16 protein-coding genes are annotated in these 17,721 nt (G+C 49.1%); 9 read left to right on the forward strand and 7 right to left on the reverse strand.

All coding sequences use genetic code 11. The features are described 5' to 3' along the window. The first annotated feature begins 34 nt into the window (after positions 1-34). Positions 35-856 (forward strand): PEP-CTERM sorting domain-containing protein, encoded by an 822-nt coding sequence (locus tag LG200_RS01190; protein WP_226755778.1) that lies wholly within the window; start codon positions 35-37, stop codon positions 854-856. A gap of 114 nt (positions 857-970) precedes the next feature. On the opposite strand, the gene aroG is transcribed toward LG200_RS01190, so the two are convergent. Both aroG and LG200_RS01200 read right to left on the reverse strand, forming a co-directional pair. After that, positions 971-2,053, reverse strand: coding sequence for a 3-deoxy-7-phosphoheptulonate synthase AroG (gene aroG, locus LG200_RS01195; protein ID WP_226755779.1), 1,083 nt, complete (start codon positions 2,051-2,053; stop codon positions 971-973). Positions 2,054-2,188: 135 nt separating this feature from the next. Next, positions 2,189-2,608, reverse strand: a complete 420-nt coding sequence (locus tag LG200_RS01200) for a hypothetical protein (protein ID WP_226755780.1) — start codon at positions 2,606-2,608, stop codon at positions 2,189-2,191. A 465-nt stretch (positions 2,609-3,073) separates the two neighbouring features. Here LG200_RS01200 and LG200_RS01205 point away from each other — a divergent pair, with 465 nt between their 5' ends. The 4 genes from LG200_RS01205 (at position 3,074) to LG200_RS01220 (ending at position 10,347) form a co-directional block, all read left to right on the forward strand. Beyond that, positions 3,074-4,147 carry a DUF481 domain-containing protein gene (locus LG200_RS01205; RefSeq protein WP_226755781.1) on the forward strand — a complete coding sequence of 358 codons (1,074 nt, stop codon included), beginning with the start codon at positions 3,074-3,076 and terminating at the stop codon, positions 4,145-4,147. Between the two features lie 346 nt (positions 4,148-4,493). After that, positions 4,494-7,082 carry a bifunctional diguanylate cyclase/phosphodiesterase gene (locus tag LG200_RS01210; protein ID WP_226755782.1) on the forward strand — a complete coding sequence of 863 codons (2,589 nt, stop codon included), beginning with the start codon at positions 4,494-4,496 and terminating at the stop codon, positions 7,080-7,082. 39 nt (positions 7,083-7,121) lie between these two features. Next, entirely contained in the window at positions 7,122-8,969 is a 1,848-nt protein-coding gene (locus LG200_RS01215) for a diguanylate cyclase (RefSeq protein WP_226755783.1), read from the forward strand. 112 nt (positions 8,970-9,081) lie between these two features. Further along, complete coding sequence (locus LG200_RS01220) at positions 9,082-10,347, forward strand: PQQ-dependent sugar dehydrogenase (protein WP_226755784.1); 1,266 nt, start codon at positions 9,082-9,084, stop codon at positions 10,345-10,347. 54 nt (positions 10,348-10,401) lie between these two features. On the opposite strand, the gene LG200_RS01225 is transcribed toward LG200_RS01220, so the two are convergent. After that, the gene (locus tag LG200_RS01225) at positions 10,402-11,049 is read right to left on the reverse strand and encodes a response regulator (RefSeq protein WP_226755785.1); all 648 of its coding nucleotides are present in this window, start codon (positions 11,047-11,049) and stop codon (positions 10,402-10,404) included. Positions 11,050-11,316: 267 nt separating this feature from the next. On the opposite strand from LG200_RS01225, the gene LG200_RS01230 reads away from it, so the two are divergent. From LG200_RS01230 to LG200_RS01240, 3 genes are all read left to right on the forward strand, one after another. Then, entirely contained in the window at positions 11,317-12,273 is a 957-nt protein-coding gene (locus LG200_RS01230) for a hypothetical protein (RefSeq protein ID WP_226755786.1), read from the forward strand. A gap of 385 nt (positions 12,274-12,658) precedes the next feature. Continuing rightward, positions 12,659-12,931: a hypothetical protein gene (locus LG200_RS01235; RefSeq protein WP_226755787.1), complete on the forward strand. Its 273-nt coding sequence runs from the start codon at positions 12,659-12,661 to the stop codon at positions 12,929-12,931. An 86-nt stretch (positions 12,932-13,017) separates the two neighbouring features. Beyond that, positions 13,018-13,359, forward strand: coding sequence for a hypothetical protein (locus LG200_RS01240; protein WP_226755788.1), 342 nt, complete (start codon positions 13,018-13,020; stop codon positions 13,357-13,359). A 70-nt stretch (positions 13,360-13,429) separates the two neighbouring features. Here the strand turns inward: LG200_RS01240 and LG200_RS01245 are convergent, their stop codons facing one another. After that, positions 13,430-13,855 carry a hypothetical protein gene (locus LG200_RS01245; protein ID WP_226755789.1) on the reverse strand — a complete coding sequence of 142 codons (426 nt, stop codon included), beginning with the start codon at positions 13,853-13,855 and terminating at the stop codon, positions 13,430-13,432. 451 nt (positions 13,856-14,306) lie between these two features. On the opposite strand from LG200_RS01245, the gene LG200_RS01250 reads away from it, so the two are divergent. After that, the gene (locus LG200_RS01250; protein WP_226755790.1) at positions 14,307-16,256 is read left to right on the forward strand and encodes an SMP-30/gluconolactonase/LRE family protein; all 1,950 of its coding nucleotides are present in this window, start codon (positions 14,307-14,309) and stop codon (positions 16,254-16,256) included. Between the two features lie 141 nt (positions 16,257-16,397). Here LG200_RS01250 and LG200_RS14110 read toward each other — a convergent pair whose 3' ends face one another. From LG200_RS14110 to LG200_RS14120, 3 genes are read right to left on the reverse strand one after another with little or no spacing between them, the layout of a single operon-like run. Beyond that, positions 16,398-16,907: an HD-GYP domain-containing protein gene (locus LG200_RS14110; RefSeq protein ID WP_319004523.1), complete on the reverse strand. Its 510-nt coding sequence runs from the start codon at positions 16,905-16,907 to the stop codon at positions 16,398-16,400. Next, the gene (locus LG200_RS14115; protein WP_319004551.1) at positions 16,904-17,449 is read right to left on the reverse strand and encodes an HD-GYP domain-containing protein; all 546 of its coding nucleotides are present in this window, start codon (positions 17,447-17,449) and stop codon (positions 16,904-16,906) included. The genes LG200_RS14110 and LG200_RS14115 overlap by 4 nt, the downstream gene beginning before the upstream one ends. A gap of 4 nt (positions 17,450-17,453) precedes the next feature. Continuing rightward, entirely contained in the window at positions 17,454-17,594 is a 141-nt protein-coding gene (locus tag LG200_RS14120) for a DUF3391 domain-containing protein (protein ID WP_319004524.1), read from the reverse strand. Positions 17,595-17,721 lie beyond the last annotated feature (127 nt).

The following is a 17,721-nucleotide window of genomic DNA, read 5'->3' on the forward strand; positions in this document are numbered from 1 at the left end:
CCTCCTTCGCGAGGCACCTGAAAAGGAGTTTGCAATGATCAAGACAATGCTTGCGACTGTCTTGCTTGGCTATGCCTCGCTGGCACAGGCGGTGCACTATGACGTGCGCCTTGGCACCAGTAATGGCGCGATGGCTGGCAGCAAGATTACCATCGATTTTTATGGCGACTATGATCTGGCAGGAAAACTGCCTGTCGACACGAAAAGTGGCTACAAAATATTCCCCGGATATTTTGATGATTTGGAAGGCGGCCCCAGGTTAACTGACGACCCTGGTTTTCAATCCTTTTCCAATACTTTCCTCTATGGCGAAGAGGTGCATTTTCGTGCCCTGGGATCACTCTCCTACTGGAACCCGGCAACGTCGAGCTGGGGGGAGGCAAGTGCTGGGTCCAGCGTGACGTTATATGGCGGCATCCCGGTAGATGCCTGGTTGAACTACATGCTTAATCCAGGTAATGCGACTTATGCCGCGCAATACAATTACTACGCTGGCGGTACAGTGTATACAGCCGATGGCATTGGCGGCCCTGAGACTGCATTAATCGATGGTGCCAGCCAGAACGGCACTTTCCACTCACACCTGGATTGGAAGCTGTCAGATTCAGCGCCAGCTGGGGCGTATATGCTGACATTGCAGGTGTGGTCGCCCGCATTGGTGAACGGTGAGCAGAAGTATGTCGATTCCGACCCATTCCATGTGGTGTTCAAGTCAGCGGGAATCAGTCAGGCGCAGTTCGATCAGGCATTCGAGCAGCGTATTGCCGCTGCTGTGCCGGAAGCGGATGCCTGGGCCATGCTTTTGCTTGGTCTTGGCGTAATCGGCACATATGGAAGCCGCCGCAGGCTGCGCTAACCTTTCGATGAACGCTGGCCTTGGCAAGCTTGTTTGGCGCCAGTCTCACCTTCTCTCCCGGTAGCCCCCAGGTTGCCAGGGGTTAAGGAGAAAGAAGAGTACCGCACCAAATCGCTATTCGGTTTCTTCCTGATGCCTGCGGCGGGCGCGCACGCTTTCTGCCAGCTTGTTGAGCAGGACCAGGGTGTCATCCCAGCCCAGGCAGCCATCAGTGATGGATTTCCCGTATTCAAGGGTGCAGCCGGGCGTGTGGTCCTGTTTGCCTTCATTGAGGTGGGATTCGATCATTACCCCCACAATCCGGTCATCGCCACGGCTCAGTTGTTCGCAGACATCCGCCACCACTTCAAGCTGGCGCTTGTACTGCTTTAGGCTATTGGCATGGGAACAGTCGATCATGATCTTGGCGGCCAGGCCGGCATTTGCCAGCTCTCGTGATGCGGATTCTACATTGGCGGCATCGTAGTTCGGGACTTTGCCGCCACGCAAGATGACGTGGCAATCCTCGTTACCGCTGGTAGAAATGATAGCCGAGCGGCCTTCCTTGGTTACCGACAGGAAGTGATGCGGGCTGGCGGCAGCCTTGATGGCATCGACAGCGATGCGGATATTGCCATCAGTACCATTCTTGAAGCCTACCGGGCATGACAGACCGGAAGCCAGTTCGCGGTGGATCTGCGACTCGGTGGTGCGTGCGCCTATCGCGCCCCAGCTGACGAGGTCTGCCGTATATTGCGGCGTAATAACATCCAAAAACTCTGTACCGGCAGGCATGCCGAGGTCATTGACTTCCAGCAGGAAGCGGCGCGCCAGTTCCAGGCCTTCGTTAATGCGGAAGCTGCCGTCAAGGTAGGGGTCGTTGATCAGGCCTTTCCAGCCTACGGTGGTGCGCGGCTTTTCGAAATAGACGCGCATGACGATCACTAGCTCATTGGCAAACACGGGGAGCTGTTCCACCAGGCGCCGGGCGTACTCTACGCCAGCCTTGTAATCATGGATGGAGCAGGGGCCGATAACGACCAGCAGCCTGTCGTCCGCGCTATGCAGGATCTTATGGATGGCGGTGCGGGTATCCACAATGTTTTGGGTGGTGGCCGCACTGGCCTGCAGTTCCTCGAGCAGCTCCGACGGTAATCTAAGCTCCTTGATTTCCTTGATGCGAACATCGTCAGTCGCAATTTTCTGGTATGGACTCATTGTCTTCTGGCCATTGCCTTTTGGGCGGGCGATTCATTTAAAAAAGTGGATTATTATAACTTTGCAGGCGCATTCATGCCCGACAGTTTCAGGATAAATAGCAGTGATAGAGCATAAATATGGCTGTGGTTATCGTTATTGAAGGTTTTTTGTTTTACACACCAGGGTATGAAATCCCGGTTTAGCGCCATCTACCGGGTCAAAATGTCCATCCGCCTGGCTTTGAGTCGAGCCCTGTGGGCAGGTGAACATGGTGGGAGCAGACTCTTCCATGGGAACGTAGCTGGCAATGTGGCCACTGGCATCACGGCTGGCAATCAGCTTGTAGAAAATACGATGGTTGCCTTCTTCAGCAATCTCCGAAGTGGTCCAGCACATGTTGCCGTAGAAGTAGGCTTCAATCTTGTCTTGTTTGTATTCGCCAAACGCTACTCCGCCTACCACACCGTCAGTTGGTTGGTAATTGCCATAATCCATGCATACGGCATGGGCAGCGCCTGCGTATGCAAACAGCAATGCCAGGGAAAGGAAAGCGGGAGTCTTTCGTTTAGTCATGCAATTTCATCCTCAAGCGTGTAATGATTTTCTGCATATTCTCTCATAATCATGGCTTCAATGAGATTGGCAGCCCGCAAGGAACAAACCAGAATGAATGTCATCCCGGTGGATATTGGCGATTTGGTTGATTTGCCGTCATTACTGAGCAGGAGGGTTTGCGTGCAACTCTTTGGCATCTGGTTTGCTCTTACTGAAATTGAATAATAAAATTGTTGCCAGTAGCTTTGGCAATTAACTGAGCCAAACCTTGTAATGGCATTGAATTCAACGTGCTCCGGCGGCTGCTAGTCTATTGGCTGGCCGTTGGGGAGTCTCGTCTCGGGGAATAATTGTAGCGGTGTCCGTGGTGGTTGTTTCGCCATGGCAATATGGCTTCGCCAGTTGTGTGATTAATTTGATGATATACCCAGCCAACCGTAGCCTCCATCCAGCCCGGAGAGTGAATCAGAAAGGAATTGCGTTTTGACGCGAAAAAAAACTATCCCTTTAATAGTGGAAAGCTTGTTGATAGCAGGTTTTGGCCTTTTTTCTGCATTTGCAAATGCAGATGAGATCCGGCTCAAGAATGGCGATGTGATTACCGGCAAGGTGGTCAAGAAGATTAACGACAAAGTGGTATTCAATACACGGTATGCCGGCGATATTCAGGTGACTTGGACTGAGATAGAAACCATCAAGACAGATGAACCTCAAAGAGTGACCTTAACTGATCGCACTAATCTCAAGACGCCTCTGGAAAGCCTTGATACGGGCAAGGCTATCATCAAGCTGGTAAAGTTGGATGACGAGGATGATCCGAAGGAGAAGCAATACGAGGCCAAGGAAATTCCCTTGACAGATCTCTTGTATATCAACCCGACACCTGAGTTGTCTGGTGTTGGGGTGAACTGGAGCGGGAGGGTGAACCTCGGTGGCTCGGTGACGCAGGGGAATACGGATACGACCACTTTACGCCTGGATGCTGAATCCATTGCCAGAACGCTGAATCATCGTTTGACGGTGGCGGCGGTGGTCAATCGTGCAACCAGTGATGATGTGAATACACAGTTTAACAACCGATCCTCAATCAAACTGGATAGGTTTATCAGTGAAAAATGGTATGTGTATGCCAATAACACGCTGGAAAATGACAAATTCCGCGATATCCGCCTGCGTACCACTACCGGTATTGGTAGCGGTTACCAAATTTATGAACAGCCCGATCTCAATTTATTTATTGAAGGCGGTCTGAACTATGTCACGGTTAATTATTATGAGGCTGAAAACGAAAGTTATCCCGGCGCTCGTTGGGCGGTGAAATATGATCATCGCATTTTTGGTGGCGACACGCAGTTCTTCCATGAGCATGAAGCCTTGCTGGGACTGGATAATCTGGATAATACCCTCGTGTTTACCAAGACTGGCCTGCGTTTCCCCATCATCAACAATTTCAATGCGTCAGTCCAATACAATATGGATTGGGCGCGGACCCCGGCTGAGGGGCGCAAGAGCACGGATAGTGCCCTTATTTTCAGCCTGGGTTATGTCTGGCAGTAAGCCATTAGTGTGCCTGCGGGGGGATGAAGCCCCCTCAGGCACACTGTATCGCTACATATTTCCTGAAGCCTTCTATAATTTTGTCCGTAATATCTCGATGTAGACTGGCCCTGTACCGGTCTTGGTGCACGATAGTCCTGGCTGGATTGCATGCATATTTCCCATTTATCTGTATAGTTTTCAGTAAAATTATCCGTTATGTAAGAAAAATCCCGGTTTTTCGGTTGCTTGGGCAAGCCTGTAGTGAATGATAACTATAAAAATAAGGTTGTTAAGGCAAGGAGAATTTCCCGCAACATTCTCCAGATGCTTAACGATATCCAAAATTTATTAGAAGAATGCCGGCATGCTATTTAACCACGCATCTCAGGAAGAACTCTATCCAACTTTCTGGAGTCATTATTCACCCCTCATCATTGCGTTGATGATTGGCGGGTTGCTGGCGGCTTTTACCTTCTATCTTGATTGGGTAGAGGCAGAGGCGGCACAGAAAAGCGAGCGGGACCACATTGCAAATATTGCCTCCAGCGTGCGTGCCAAGCTGGAGGCAGAGCTCAATAGCTCCTTGCATCTCGGGCAGGGGCTTGTGACCTACATTTCAGCGAATCCCCAGGCCTCCGAACGGGATTTTGAGCGGATTTCCACCAATCTGATCAAGTACGGTCGGCATGTTAAAGCCATTACCGTCGCTCCCAACAATGTGGTTCGCTATGTCTATCCTCTGGCCGGGAATGAAAAAGTACTGGGTTTACGCTATCAGGATGGTGTTAACCACCGTGATAGCCCTTCACCTGCTGCAGAAGATTTTCAGGCCAGTCTCGCCGGCCCGGTGAACCTGGTTCAGGGCGGACGGGGATTGATCCACCGGTTGCCGGTTTTTATCGATGATGATCATGCCCAGGCGTCTTATTGGGGAATCGTTTCTGTTGTATTGGATATTGACTCCCTGCTTGATGCTGCAGGACTGGCGCCCACAGAGACAGTCATTAAATATGCCTTGCGACGTATCTCCCGATCAGGTGTTGAAGAGGGGATGATATATGGGGAGAGTTTGGTGTTTAACCACAATCCCATTTTGCTTGACGTTTCATTGATTGAATCATCTCCCTGGCAGTTGGCGGCAGTGCCTGCACAAGAGCCACATAGCCTCAACGATCGGCAGGTGTTGGTACGCCTGGTCGGCGGGATTGTATCCCTTGTACTGACTGTGCTTATTTATGTCTGGTTACGAGGGGTGCGAAGCCTGCGCTTGCACAATGCCCAAGCACGCCTGGCAACCAGTGTTCTGGAGTCGTCCAGCGAAGGTGTGGTGATTGCCAATGCTTATGATGAAGTCGTGACGGTGAATCCTGCCGTCAGCAAAATCACTGGTCATGAATCTAGTGACTTCCTGAGCAAGTCTTTCAATTCTTTATTGGCGGAACCTATGTCTGCCGAGCAACAGGCCAGTATGCAGTCAGCGCTGAGCCGGCAAGGATTCTGGCAGGAGGAAACCTGGCTGCGGCACAAGAATGGCCATGTTTTCCCTGTGGCATTGACGATTACGGTGGTGCATGACGAACATAGTGTCGCCGTCAGTTTTGTCAATACCTTCAGCGATATCAGCGAGCGGAAGCTTGCAGAGGAGCGTATTTATAATCTTGCCCATCAGGATGCGTTGACCGGGCTGCCGAACCGGATTGATATTTATGCCAAGCTCGAGCAGAAAATGCAGGCTGCTGATAATAAATGCAAGTTTGCCATCATGCTCCTGGATCTGGATAACTTCAAAATCATCAACGACACATTGGGCCATTATGTGGGAGATCGGTTATTGATCGAGGTGGCGCAACGCCTGACGTCTGCAGTCAGCAAGCAAGATATTGTGGCCCGGCTGGGCGGGGATGAGTTTGTCGTTGTGCTGACCAATGTGGAGGCGCAAGCGATGGTGAGCAGTGTGGCTGAGAAAGTTCTGTATCGCTTGGCGCAGGCTTATTTGATTGATGGGTATGAGTTACATTCATCTTCCAGCATAGGGATTGGTTTTTTCCCTAATGATGGAGGCGACATCAACAGCCTGTTCAAGAATGTTGACACTGCCATGTATGAGGCAAAGTCGAGAGGTAAAAATAATTACAAGTTCTTTACCGAGAGGATGCGCGAACAGATTGATGAGCGCTTGCGCATGGAAAGCCATTTGCGTCAGGCCATAGTCCGGCATGAATTTGTGCTGCACTACCAGCCACAGGTTGACCTGACTTCAGGCCGTGTCAGTGGGGTTGAGGCGCTGGTTCGCTGGAACCATCCTGAATGGGGGATGGTTTCTCCTGATAAATTCATTAGAATTGCGGAAGAGTGCAACCTGATTATTCCCCTTGGAGAATGGGTGTTGCAGGAAGCCTGCAGGCAGTCTAGCGAGTGGCGAGCCCAAGGGCTGGGAGATATCTGTATGTCGGTCAATATTTCTGCCCGGCAGCTACAATCAAGGCTTTTTTTCAGCCTGATCGATCATCTCATCGTCCAACATGATATCAAACCGGGTGCTCTTGAGTTGGAGATTACCGAAAGCGTGGCGATGGATAATCCAGAAAAAACAATTCCACGCATGAAGAAACTCCGGGATAAAGGGGTGGCGCTAGCGATTGATGATTTTGGCACGGGGTATTCATCCCTCAGTTATTTGAAGCTATTGCCATTGACCCGGTTGAAAATTGACCGGTCCTTTGTCAAGGACATAGAGACAGACCCGAATGATGCCGCAATTTGTGCAGCAACCATCGCACTTGCCCATATCCTTGATCTGGGATTGGTTGCGGAAGGGGTTGAAACCGATGCGCAACTGCAATATCTGCGACAGCAGGGATGTGATACTGCGCAAGGCTATTATTTCAGTAAGCCCTTGCCTGCAGAGGGTCTGGTGCAATTTGTATCAAGACATCAGGGTGTGATGAATTGATGGTGGTATAAAGTGAGGGCTGTTTAAGGGATGGGGAATATGCTTGGGCGATTGATCCTTGTGTGGCTGGCATGTTGCCATGCATATGCATGGGCGCAGCCTGCTACCCTGAGCCTTGATACTGTTACTCCTTTTGCCAGTGCCACCCCCTTCCTGAGATACCTGGAAGATACCCAGGACAGGTTCACAATAGCTACCTTGCCCAGGCTTTCTGATGACAGCAGGCTGTGGCGATCTGCCGCGAATGGCAATGGTAGTGTCAATTTTGGCTATTCGTCATCAACTCACTGGTTTGCACTGACGGTCGATGTCAAGCCTGGAGCACCAGCCAAATGGTTGCTTGAGATTGCATTTGCCTCGCTGGATCAGGCATGGGTCTACGTGCCTCAAGCCAATGGGGATTACGCCATGCAATTGTCTGGAGATATCTATCCGTTCGAAGCGCGTCCCTACCCACATAGAAACCTGATTTTTCCTGTTTCTTTATCCTCCGGGAAACATACGATTTATATCAAGGTCCGCTCCCAGGGCAGTGTGACAGTGCCGGTAAACTTATGGCAGATTGAAGCCAAGCATAGCGACGACCAGCACACCTATTCGTTGTTGAGTATTTATTACGGTGCATTGCTGGCGCTCTTTTTTTACAACTTCCTGATTTATCTATCGACACGCGAGTCGGTATTCCTCTTTTATGTTGCGTTTGTCGGCAGCATGATCGTGGCCCAGGCATCGCTGAATGGGCTGGGCAACCAGTTCCTCTGGCCGGACTGGCCTGGCTGGGGCAACATGGCTTTGCCTTGCGGCATGGCCGCCACAGGCTTTTTCGGTGCCTTGTTCAGCCGTAACTTTCTCAATACGTATGTCAAGTTCCCGCGATTGGATCGCATCATCCTGGCGTTTGCCGTGTTGTTTGCATTTATCTTTTATTCACCGATGCTGGTTTCGTACCATTTTGCAGCAATTGCTGTCTCGATTTCTGGCATATTGTTTGCCCTGTTTATTACATTGGTGGCGATCGGCTCGTATTTTGATAAAAACCCTGGGGCGTTTTATTTCTTGCTCGCCTGGGGGGCAGTGTTGGCTGGAGTGGTGGTATTGGGCTTGCGCAATCTAGGATGGGTGCAAACCAATGCATTCACCATTTATTCCATGCAGATTGGGTCGGCAATTGAAATGCTGATGCTGTCATTCGCCCTGGCTGACCGGATTACCATCATGCGCAAGGAAAAAGAACAGGCACAGCGCGATACACTGAATGCCAAGCAGGACCTGGTGGATACACTGATCAAGTCTGAGCAGGAACTGGAAGAGCGCGTGGCATTGCGTACCAAGGAAATCGAGGCCGTGAATACACAGTTGCGCCATAAGGAGCGCGAGCTTAGATATATGGCCCTTCACGATGCCTTGACTGGTTTGGCAAATCGCACCTTGATGAATGATACTTTGAAGCGTGCAATTGCCCGCCGGGAGCGCGACAAGAATAAAGTCAAAGTGGCTGTATTGGTGATTGATCTGGACGGTTTTAAAGAGGTGAATGATTCATATGGGCATGCTGCAGGCGATCTTGTATTGCAGGTGGTTGCTGCGCGCTTACGCAAGGTGACGCGGGTGAGCGATGTGACAGCGCGCCTGGGAGGCGATGAATTCGTGGTGGTACTGGAAGATATCCATGGTGTGGATGATGCCATCAGGATTTCGGAGAAGCTGGTACAAGAACTTGCACGTCCGGTTGAAGGCGGCTTCCATGTGTCCGCCAGTATTGGTATTGCATTGACCGGGGACAAACCTGTCACGGCGGACCAGTTAATCAAGATGGCAGACCGGGCGATGTATCAGGCCAAACTGTTGGGTCGTAACCGCTGGGTGATTGCCGAAGATGAAGCATAAAATAAGGCACTCAGAACTATACGCAACTTTTTTGTTGAGCATATGTCCCTTTTTAAGGGATTTTGGCTGCAGGAATTTCCTGACTCCATTCAAATATCAATAAGGCAGCGCCATGAATCTTTTTAAAAAGTATAAGAAGTTTTTCCAGTTTGTTTTTTTAGTAGTAGCTGGCTTTATCATTTTTCTAGCCGGTGCCAATCAATACCACATGCAATGGTGGCCTTTCGGATATGGTTACTTTGCTCATGTAGATGTTGATGAGATAGTGCCCGAACCTCAGCAGACCAAGATTTCGTCCATTTTCGGCACTCAGGATCTCCAGGTTCGCGATTTGCCATTCAATGACAAATATCCTACCGGCCCTTTCGAGATACTGGCAGAAAAACACTTTCTGTTTATTACCAAGTGTGGCGATGTCTACTTCACCAAGCTTAATGAGGCTGGTGATATGGAAATTACCAAGCAGGGCGACCGCCTGAGTAAGGGCAGCCTGACGGAAACTCAAGGGGAAGCTGACAGCAGGGATGATGACCTGGTGTACTGTAAGGAGCTTGCAGGCGTCAAGGACTCACTGTTGGCGGATAACATATTGTATGTGGCGTATACCACCTGGGATAGTGAGAATAATGGTGCCAGGCTTGCTGTTTCTGCATTTGAATTGGATGTGGAAAGTGCAGAGCTGACTTATCGCCGGGATATTTTCATCAGCCATCCTGCGGTCAAAGAACCTTTCCTCGGACACCAGGTGGGCGGCAAGCTGGTGCTGGGTGCTGACGATAAAACCATGTTTCTCAGTGTTGGCGATTTTTCCAAACCTCAAGGCGTACAAGACCCCTCAACTTCATTGGGCAAGATGATCAAGATCAACCTGCGCGATTTCAGCTCCGAGGTATATGCCTCCGGTTTGCGGTCTCCTTCTGGCGGCTTGTATTTTGACCGCGAGAGTAATGAACTCTGGGAAACTGAGCATGGCCCCAAGGGGGGGGATGAAATCAACCTGATCAAGCCCGGCAAGAACTATGGCTGGCCGCTGGTGAGTTATGGCACGCTTTATGAGCGTGAGGGCATGGGCAATTACTACGGTAATAAATACAACTCGCATGAAAACTTTGAAAAGCCCGCTTTTGTTTTTATCCCGTCAGTCGGGGTAGGGGCTATTGCCAAGTATCCCAAGACAGGCAAGAACGAATATTGGGAGAACGGTTTCTTTGTGGCAGGCATGGCAGCAAACACATTGCTCTATATGCGTAAAGAGGGTGAGCGGCTGCTATACGCGGAACCGGTATTGAACGATTACCGGATTCGAGTGCTGAAGATAGACAAAAACGGGCGTTTCTTCATGAAGACCGATAACGACCAGTTCCTCTGGACTGAATAGGTCCTGCTGTGGGCCTGGTACTGTTTCCGCACTAATCCCTGGTTGGCCCGGGGTTTAGTGTGGGAGCTGTTCTGGCAATATCAGCAAGTGATGCCGCATGGCATAGAAAATAAAATCCGCATTGCTCTTGAAGTTGAGTTTTTTCAAAACCCGGCTCCTGAATACACTCACTGCCCCGGTGCTGACATTCAACTCCTTTGCCACGGTGGAAATGGGCTTCCTCTGGATAAACTTCAAGAAAACCTGGAATTCGCGGTTGGACAAGGATTCGTGTGGCAAAGGGGCAGAATGTGCTACTAAGGCCTCTTTGAAGTCCTCTGACAAGTAATACTTTTCTGCGCTGACCTGGTGAATGGCATCCAGCAAGTCCTGCTCGCTAGCGTGCTTATTCAGGTATCCCTTGCAGCCGCAACGAATGAAATTCACCACAAATTCATTTTCTTCATTGTTGCTTAAAATCAACACCGGTATGCGGGGAGCAATCTGTCTGAGATGGGTAAGGATTTCAAGTCCGTCTGTTTTTGGCATGGAAATGTTGATCATGACAAGGTGAATGCGTTTCCTCGCGATCAATGGCTTTAGTTTTGCATCCTCAATATGTGCAAATTCATGAGTAATACTCAAGTCCTTATCCTGCTCTACCAAATGTCGCAGAGAATAATTAATGAGGTTATCGTCACTGATTAATGCGATTTTTTTCATGAGAGTCAGGCAATAGTTTTTGAACAATAATCATAGTCAGGTCATCAGAATAGTCATGTAGGACTACAAAGTAATTGTTTGTAGGACAGGATAAGTAGTTGTAGCTGACGTCTTTTTTCTTTCCATTTCACCATGTTCCTCAGTCAGTATTGTCCTACATGGATTAAAGCCAATGCCTGATGCTTACCTGGGGACCAGTCCATTAAGCTTGCGCCAAGCTTGATACAAAGCTTGGTAGTTAAAACAACTTTAAACTAGGAGGCTAAAATGGCGACGGTTCACAATGATGTAATCAGCACGAGTGCTGACGGATTGATTTCACGCATTTCATGGCGTGCAATATTGGCGGGTTTAGCTGTTGCAGTGGCTGTGCAATTGATTCTGAGTTTGCTTGGTACCGGCATTGGCTTCAGTTTTGTGGATCCGGTTGAAGCCGGGGCCACTCCTTCGGCCAGTAGTTTTGGTATTGGGGCAGCCTTGTGGTGGGTTGTGTCGTGGATACTCTCATTGGTTGCCGGTTCTATTGTGGCTGTTTTTTCATCTGATGTGATCACCCGTTGCCGCGGTGCCTTGCTGGGGATTGTCATTTGGGCTCTGGCAACCATTGTTGGCGCTTGTGTGTTCAGTAACCTGGTGGGTGGTGCGTTCAAAACAGCGGGCGCCGCTGTTGGCGTTGCCGGGACAGGAGCTGCGGCTGCTGGCGCAATGCTGGCCACAGGCGATGGGCAATCTGCCTCTGAACTTGGCTTTGATGACTTGAAGTTCCAGATACAGGATTTCATTCGTAATGCCAAAGGCAGCATCGACCAGCAAATTGCCGAGGGCGCCAGTGATACCGACACCCCACCTGCATCTAATAATAGGCGTGGTGAGTCAAATGCCCGTCATGGGCAGCATGCGGTTTATTGGCAGGCATTGACCAAGTATCTGTCGAATACGGATGAAGCCAGCAAGGCGGTAGACCGGGAGCGCGTAGTGGCTACTCTTGCAGACGCTGCCGGTGTTTCCAAAGATCAGGCTGATGCCGAGGTGCAGAAGCTAGAGGCTGCATATGAGCAAGCCAAGCAGAAAGCCAAGGAAGCCGCAGACAAGGCAGCCAGCGCTGCCGCTCATTTTGCTTTGTGGGCAACGCTTGGTTTTATCCTAAGTCTCCTGGCGGCTGCACTTGCGGGTTCATACACTGCTCGCAGCCTTACCCCAGTTAACGTCAACCGTACATATTAAAAGGAGTGTTCTTATGCCTTATATCATTGCATGGCTGCTAGGTGTGCCTGCCATTGTGCTGGTATTGATCTGGTTGGTTTTCTAACTCCAAATTAATCTCAGTTTAAGCGCCCATATCTCCCCGATATGGGCGTTTTTATTGGTGCGATTGACGTGTCGGTATTCTCTGACAATAAGTTAATCGCCAGTCCTATATTCCCTGTTTTTTATCTGGTTAATATATACCAACGATAACAAAACATGATTCGCAGGGTAAACGCCCTGCCAGGTTTTGTTGGTAAATGCGCCACAAGCCAGTGTGCATGAAAAAGGCAATTACTTGGATAGAGCGAACCTGATTGCGTCAGATGATAAGGAGATAAGGATAATGAAGAAATCCTGCATAATGACAAACATTTTATTGATCACTTTCCTGTCTGCAATTGCAGGTGCTGCAGGCGCAGGGGAACTCTGCTATAGCGAATTGAAGCATGCCTTCCCAGTACATGGAGATACCAAAGGCTTGCTTAGCATCGGTGTATATCAGGCACCAGTTAAGAATGGTATCCAGCAAAGTCAGCCTACACAGTTCAAGCGTTATCAAAAGCCGGTGTTGTCGGAAAAAGGGACCTGTCTCTATAAGCCTTCTGGTTTCAAGAGTTCCTCAATCAAGATGTAACGCTTGATGGTGTGCTTGCGTTATAGGACGCAGCATTCTTTGCTTTAACCGGCTTTTCATCATTTATCTTCACCATAAGGGATCATATGCGTTTGTCGAAATCAAAGTTCTTTGCAGCGATTATCCTGCTCATCCTCGTCTGGGTGGCCTTTACACAAATCCGGATGGTGGATGGTAGCGCGGTGGATACGGCAAAGGCCGCAGCATTAAAGGAAATTGAGAATTCTGAAACTGCCAAGTTTGACAACATTGAAAAGATTGAACACGGTGAAACCACTGTTGTTTGCGGGCAATATTCGGTCAAGGATGCTGGGGGAAACTATACCCAGCCCAGGAATTTCTCGGTAATCGTGCAGGAGCCTAACTCCAAATTCAGCGAGAGTGAGGAAGACTTTAACCAGTATTGCTCCTTGCCTGGTAAAAGATAGCACAATAGATACAGCTCAATAAAAAGCCCCACCGCGATGCGCGTGTGGGGCTTTTTACGTTTGAATGTGTTTAATGATTAATGGGGGCAATCAATGGCCAGCGATCATCTATCCAGGCATATTCTTCTGGTGGTTCTGTGGTCACTACATAAATACGGCGTTCATGGTGGTGTGTTGCGATGATGCCCTGGATCGCGTGATCCTCTGGAATATCAATCCAATGAGATTTCCTGGATTTGTCCCTTTCCATGAACTCATGCCCCATGATGCTGACTGTTTCAGGCTTTAGCTTGTCCCATTTGCCTTGTTCGAGTGAGCTCTTGCGGGCCCAGCCGCCAATGAAGAATCCACCTTCTTTTTCCTCAAGGCTGTTACCCCAGCGTAACCATTTGATTTTCCCATCTACATGCCTGATAGGTAAGGCTGAGAGGAGATTGGGGAATACAATTTTTCTCTCTACCCCTGATGGGTCAGTGAACTTGACGCCTCTACACATGATGCTTCCTTCCAATATCCGTAGCTAAAATCAGTTTACGCATATCGTATTAAGAATTGATTAAACCATGGAAGTGGCTATAGTCCGAACATCGTGTAGGAATTAACTTATTGACAATGCACTATTGGCTTCACAGGCGGATACCTGTGTATATAGGCATTTTTACAGGAAAGTAAAATTATATGACGTCCACAATATCACAATGGCCAGTACAGTCACTTCCAAAAGTGTTAGCTTGAACATTATGCTGCTCCAGATTTTTGGATATCAACTTATGATAAGTAAATCTGGCAGCCACTGTAATGAGCGATCTTCTGATTTGAGTGTAAGAAAAGGCCGAAGCGTAATTCCATTATCTGGAATTGTGTAAGTGTTATATTTCTATATATTGAAATAAAGCGTTTTGGCATACTGTGATATATGTTTTTACCCTATTGGAGCAACGCTAACGATGAATAAATCTATCAATATGAAGCGCCTGGTCATTGCTTTGTCATTGGGCTGGGCAACCAGTCTTGCACACGCAGACATCAAGGACGTGGAAGCCAATATCAGCCGCCTGAAAGTGCCCCAGGGCTTCAATGTGGAGGTTTACGCTGAAGTGCCAGGGGCTCGCCAAATGGCCTTGGGGACGAATGGCACGGTGTATGTCGGTACACGTGGCAGCAAGGTTTACGCCGTGGTCGACAAGAACAAGGACCACAAGGCTGATGAAGTGGTTACCATTCTTGATGATCTCTCTGTCGGCAATGGCGTCGCCATGATAGATGGCAACCTCTATGTCGCCGAGCAGAACCGCATTGCGCGGTATGCAGCGCCTGATTTCGACCTTACCCTGCCTTTCAAGCAAATGCGCGAGGTGATCTATGACAAACTGCCCAATAAGGCACACCACGGTTGGCGTTATATCACTTTCGGGCCTGATAAGAAGCTTTACGTCACCGTTGGAGCGCCCTGCAACGTCTGCGACCCGCAAGGGGTGGAAGCCTCTATTTTGCGTATGGATGCCGATGGCAAGAATGTAGAGGTTTTTGCCAAGGGGGTTAGAAACTCTGTGGGTATGGATTTCCAGCCTGGTACTGGCTTGCTGCATTTCACGGACAATGGTGTGGATATGATGGGGGATGATGTTCCTCCCGATGAAATGAATGCTGCGCCGCAGGCTGGCCTGCATTTCGGCTTTCCTTACGTGATTGGCCGTGATGCCCGTCCCAAGGACTGGCAAAACAAGAAGCCGCCTCAGGCGTTGACTCCTCCTGTGGTCGAGTTCCAGGCCCACAGCGCCAACCTGGGCTTCAAGTTCTATACCGGCAAGCAGTTCCCAAGTGAATACCAGGGCAATGCAATTGTGGCCCAGCATGGTTCATGGAACCGCAGTGCGCCTGTAGGGTATCAGCTCATGCGTGTGGAGTTTGACGAGAACCACAAGGTAAAATCCAAGCAAGTCTTTATCGAGGGCTGGCTGAATGATGGGGAAGCCTGGGGCCGTCCTACCGATGTCCTGCAGCTCAATGATGGATCATTGCTGGTATCCGATGACTATAGCGGCGTGATTTATCGCATTAGCTATGGCGAGAAAGAGAAAGGCTCAACCCCTGTATCTGGCGCCGGCAAGAAAGTAACAGGCCTGAAAATGCCTGAGTCCGCTATTGCACATCCAGATGGCCGAGTGTTTGTGACTGAAATCGGCGAGTTTGGTAAAAATGGAGACGGCAAGGTTACCGTGATCCAGCAGGATGGCAGTTCCAGCACGCTGGCAGATGGCTTGAATGACCCCAAGGGCATAGACTTGTTCAACAATCAGCTCTATATCGCTGATGTTGATCAGGTGGTGCGTGTTGGGTTGGATGGCAGTAAAACTATCATTGCCAAGCCAACTGATTTCCAGCAAAAACCGATCTTCCTCAATGATGTCGAGATTGATGGCGAAGGAAATGTCTATGTGTCTGACAGTGGTGATGACAACGGCAAACAGGCTGCCATCTACAAAATCACTCAGGCCGGCAAGATTACACAGGTCATTAACGAGAAATCAGGTATCAAACGCCCTAACGGCTTATTGATGGATGGCCCGGGTAAATTGCTGGTGGCTGACTTTGGAACAGGCAAGCTGTTCCAGGTAATGCTCAATGACCAGTCGTCTAAGGCAAAAGCAACAGTCACCTTGTTGAACAGCGGTTTTGGTGGCGCTGATGGCCTGGTGCGGGATACCGATGGTCTGCTCTATATCAGTGACTGGGCCGGCGGCAATGTCTGGCAGCTGGGTGAGCCAAAAGCCACGCCGCAACTGATCTCTAGCGGGCATCAATCTGCGGCTGATATTGCCTTGTCTGCGGATGGCAAGTATCTGCTTATTCCGGATATGAAAGCCGGCGAGCTCGTATCCCTACCAATTAAATAAAACATGGCAATAAAAAGCTGGCAATTGCCAGCTTTTTTATTGGAGCTATTAGGGACGCTATGATGCTAGCAGAAATGCTTGATACATCGGGCAATTGATCTCTAGCGCACGGCCCTATGGATTTTCTTGGGATTTTCTTGATCAGGTTTGTGCCCAAAGATGCTTAAAGTCCCTGATTGACCATGCCTTTGGATCTTCATAACTGATAATTTCCTCCTGACTTTGTGATAGTTCAATGATTTCCGAAGGAATGTATCCATTACTCCGTGTAGAGAAAAATACTTTCACCTTGGGTTTGAGTAGATTGTTTGCATTTTGCTCCAGGACAACGGCTAATCTGCCTGACTTCAGTTTGACCAGACTCCCATTGGGATATATGCCCAGGCATTTGATAAAGGCTTTAAGCAAAACGGGATCAAAATGGCCTTGCCATTTCGACATCTTTTTTAATGAGATTGTTGGTTCCCAGCCACTTTTATAGGACCTGTTGGATGTAATGGCGTCATATACATCACAAATGGCCCCCATTGTTGCAAACAGGCTGAGCTCTTCGCCTTTTAACTTGTGGGGATAGCCGTTTCCATCAATTCTTTCATGGTGATGAAGGCATACATCCAGGCATACCTCATCCATGATGTTGTTGACATTCAATATGTCATAACCGCGTTCAGGGTGGGTTTGACCTCGAGGAACTCTTCATCAGACAGGCTGCCAGGCTTGTCCAGAATGCCATTATCAATTTGCATTTTCCCTACGTCATGAAATAGACCAGCGAGCCCAGCTTGCCTGACTTGGTCCTCTTCCAGTTTCAGTTGCCTGGCTAATGCAACCATCAGGGCACATACAGCGACAGAGTGCATGTAAGTGTAGTCATCCTTGTTTTTCAGCCTGACCAGGCTGGTGATCGCGCCTACATTGCGAGCAACCAATGCAGAGATATCATCGACCAGGACCAGAGCCTGCTCCGATGAAACCGCTTTACCCATCCGTACTTCAGCAAACATTTTGCTGACAGCGCTTTTGCTTGCACCAACAATCTTTGGTGCCTCAGCCATTTCCTGCTCAATCGGTACGGGTGAGATGGTGGCTGATGGCTGAGCAACAGGCTTCGGCGGGAGTGGTTCAGGTTGGGATGGCGATGAGGTGGCAAGGATGTCATCCCCGCGATCGGTGTCAATGATCAGGCTGGTAATGGAGCTATTTTTTTATTTTGTTTAAATCCGACAGGTCTTCCAGCAAGAAGGATTTCCGCCAGAATGGATGTTCTATCCATGAGCCCTCGAGTTTTTGTACAAACATACCTAGTTTCAAGTCTGAAGTAGAAATTATTTTTAGCATTTTCCCCGACCAATCAGCTCAAATTTTGAAGTAATTGTTATTGCAAACTTTACTGTTAATTATCATCCTTTCTTCATGAGCTTGCAGTAAATTTGGGTGAGGCAGATGCCCTTTTCGAAGGCGTACT

This window comes from Methylobacillus caricis (assembly GCF_020532705.1).
In the GTDB taxonomy this organism is placed as follows: domain Bacteria; phylum Pseudomonadota; class Gammaproteobacteria; order Burkholderiales; family Methylophilaceae; genus Methylobacillus; species Methylobacillus caricis.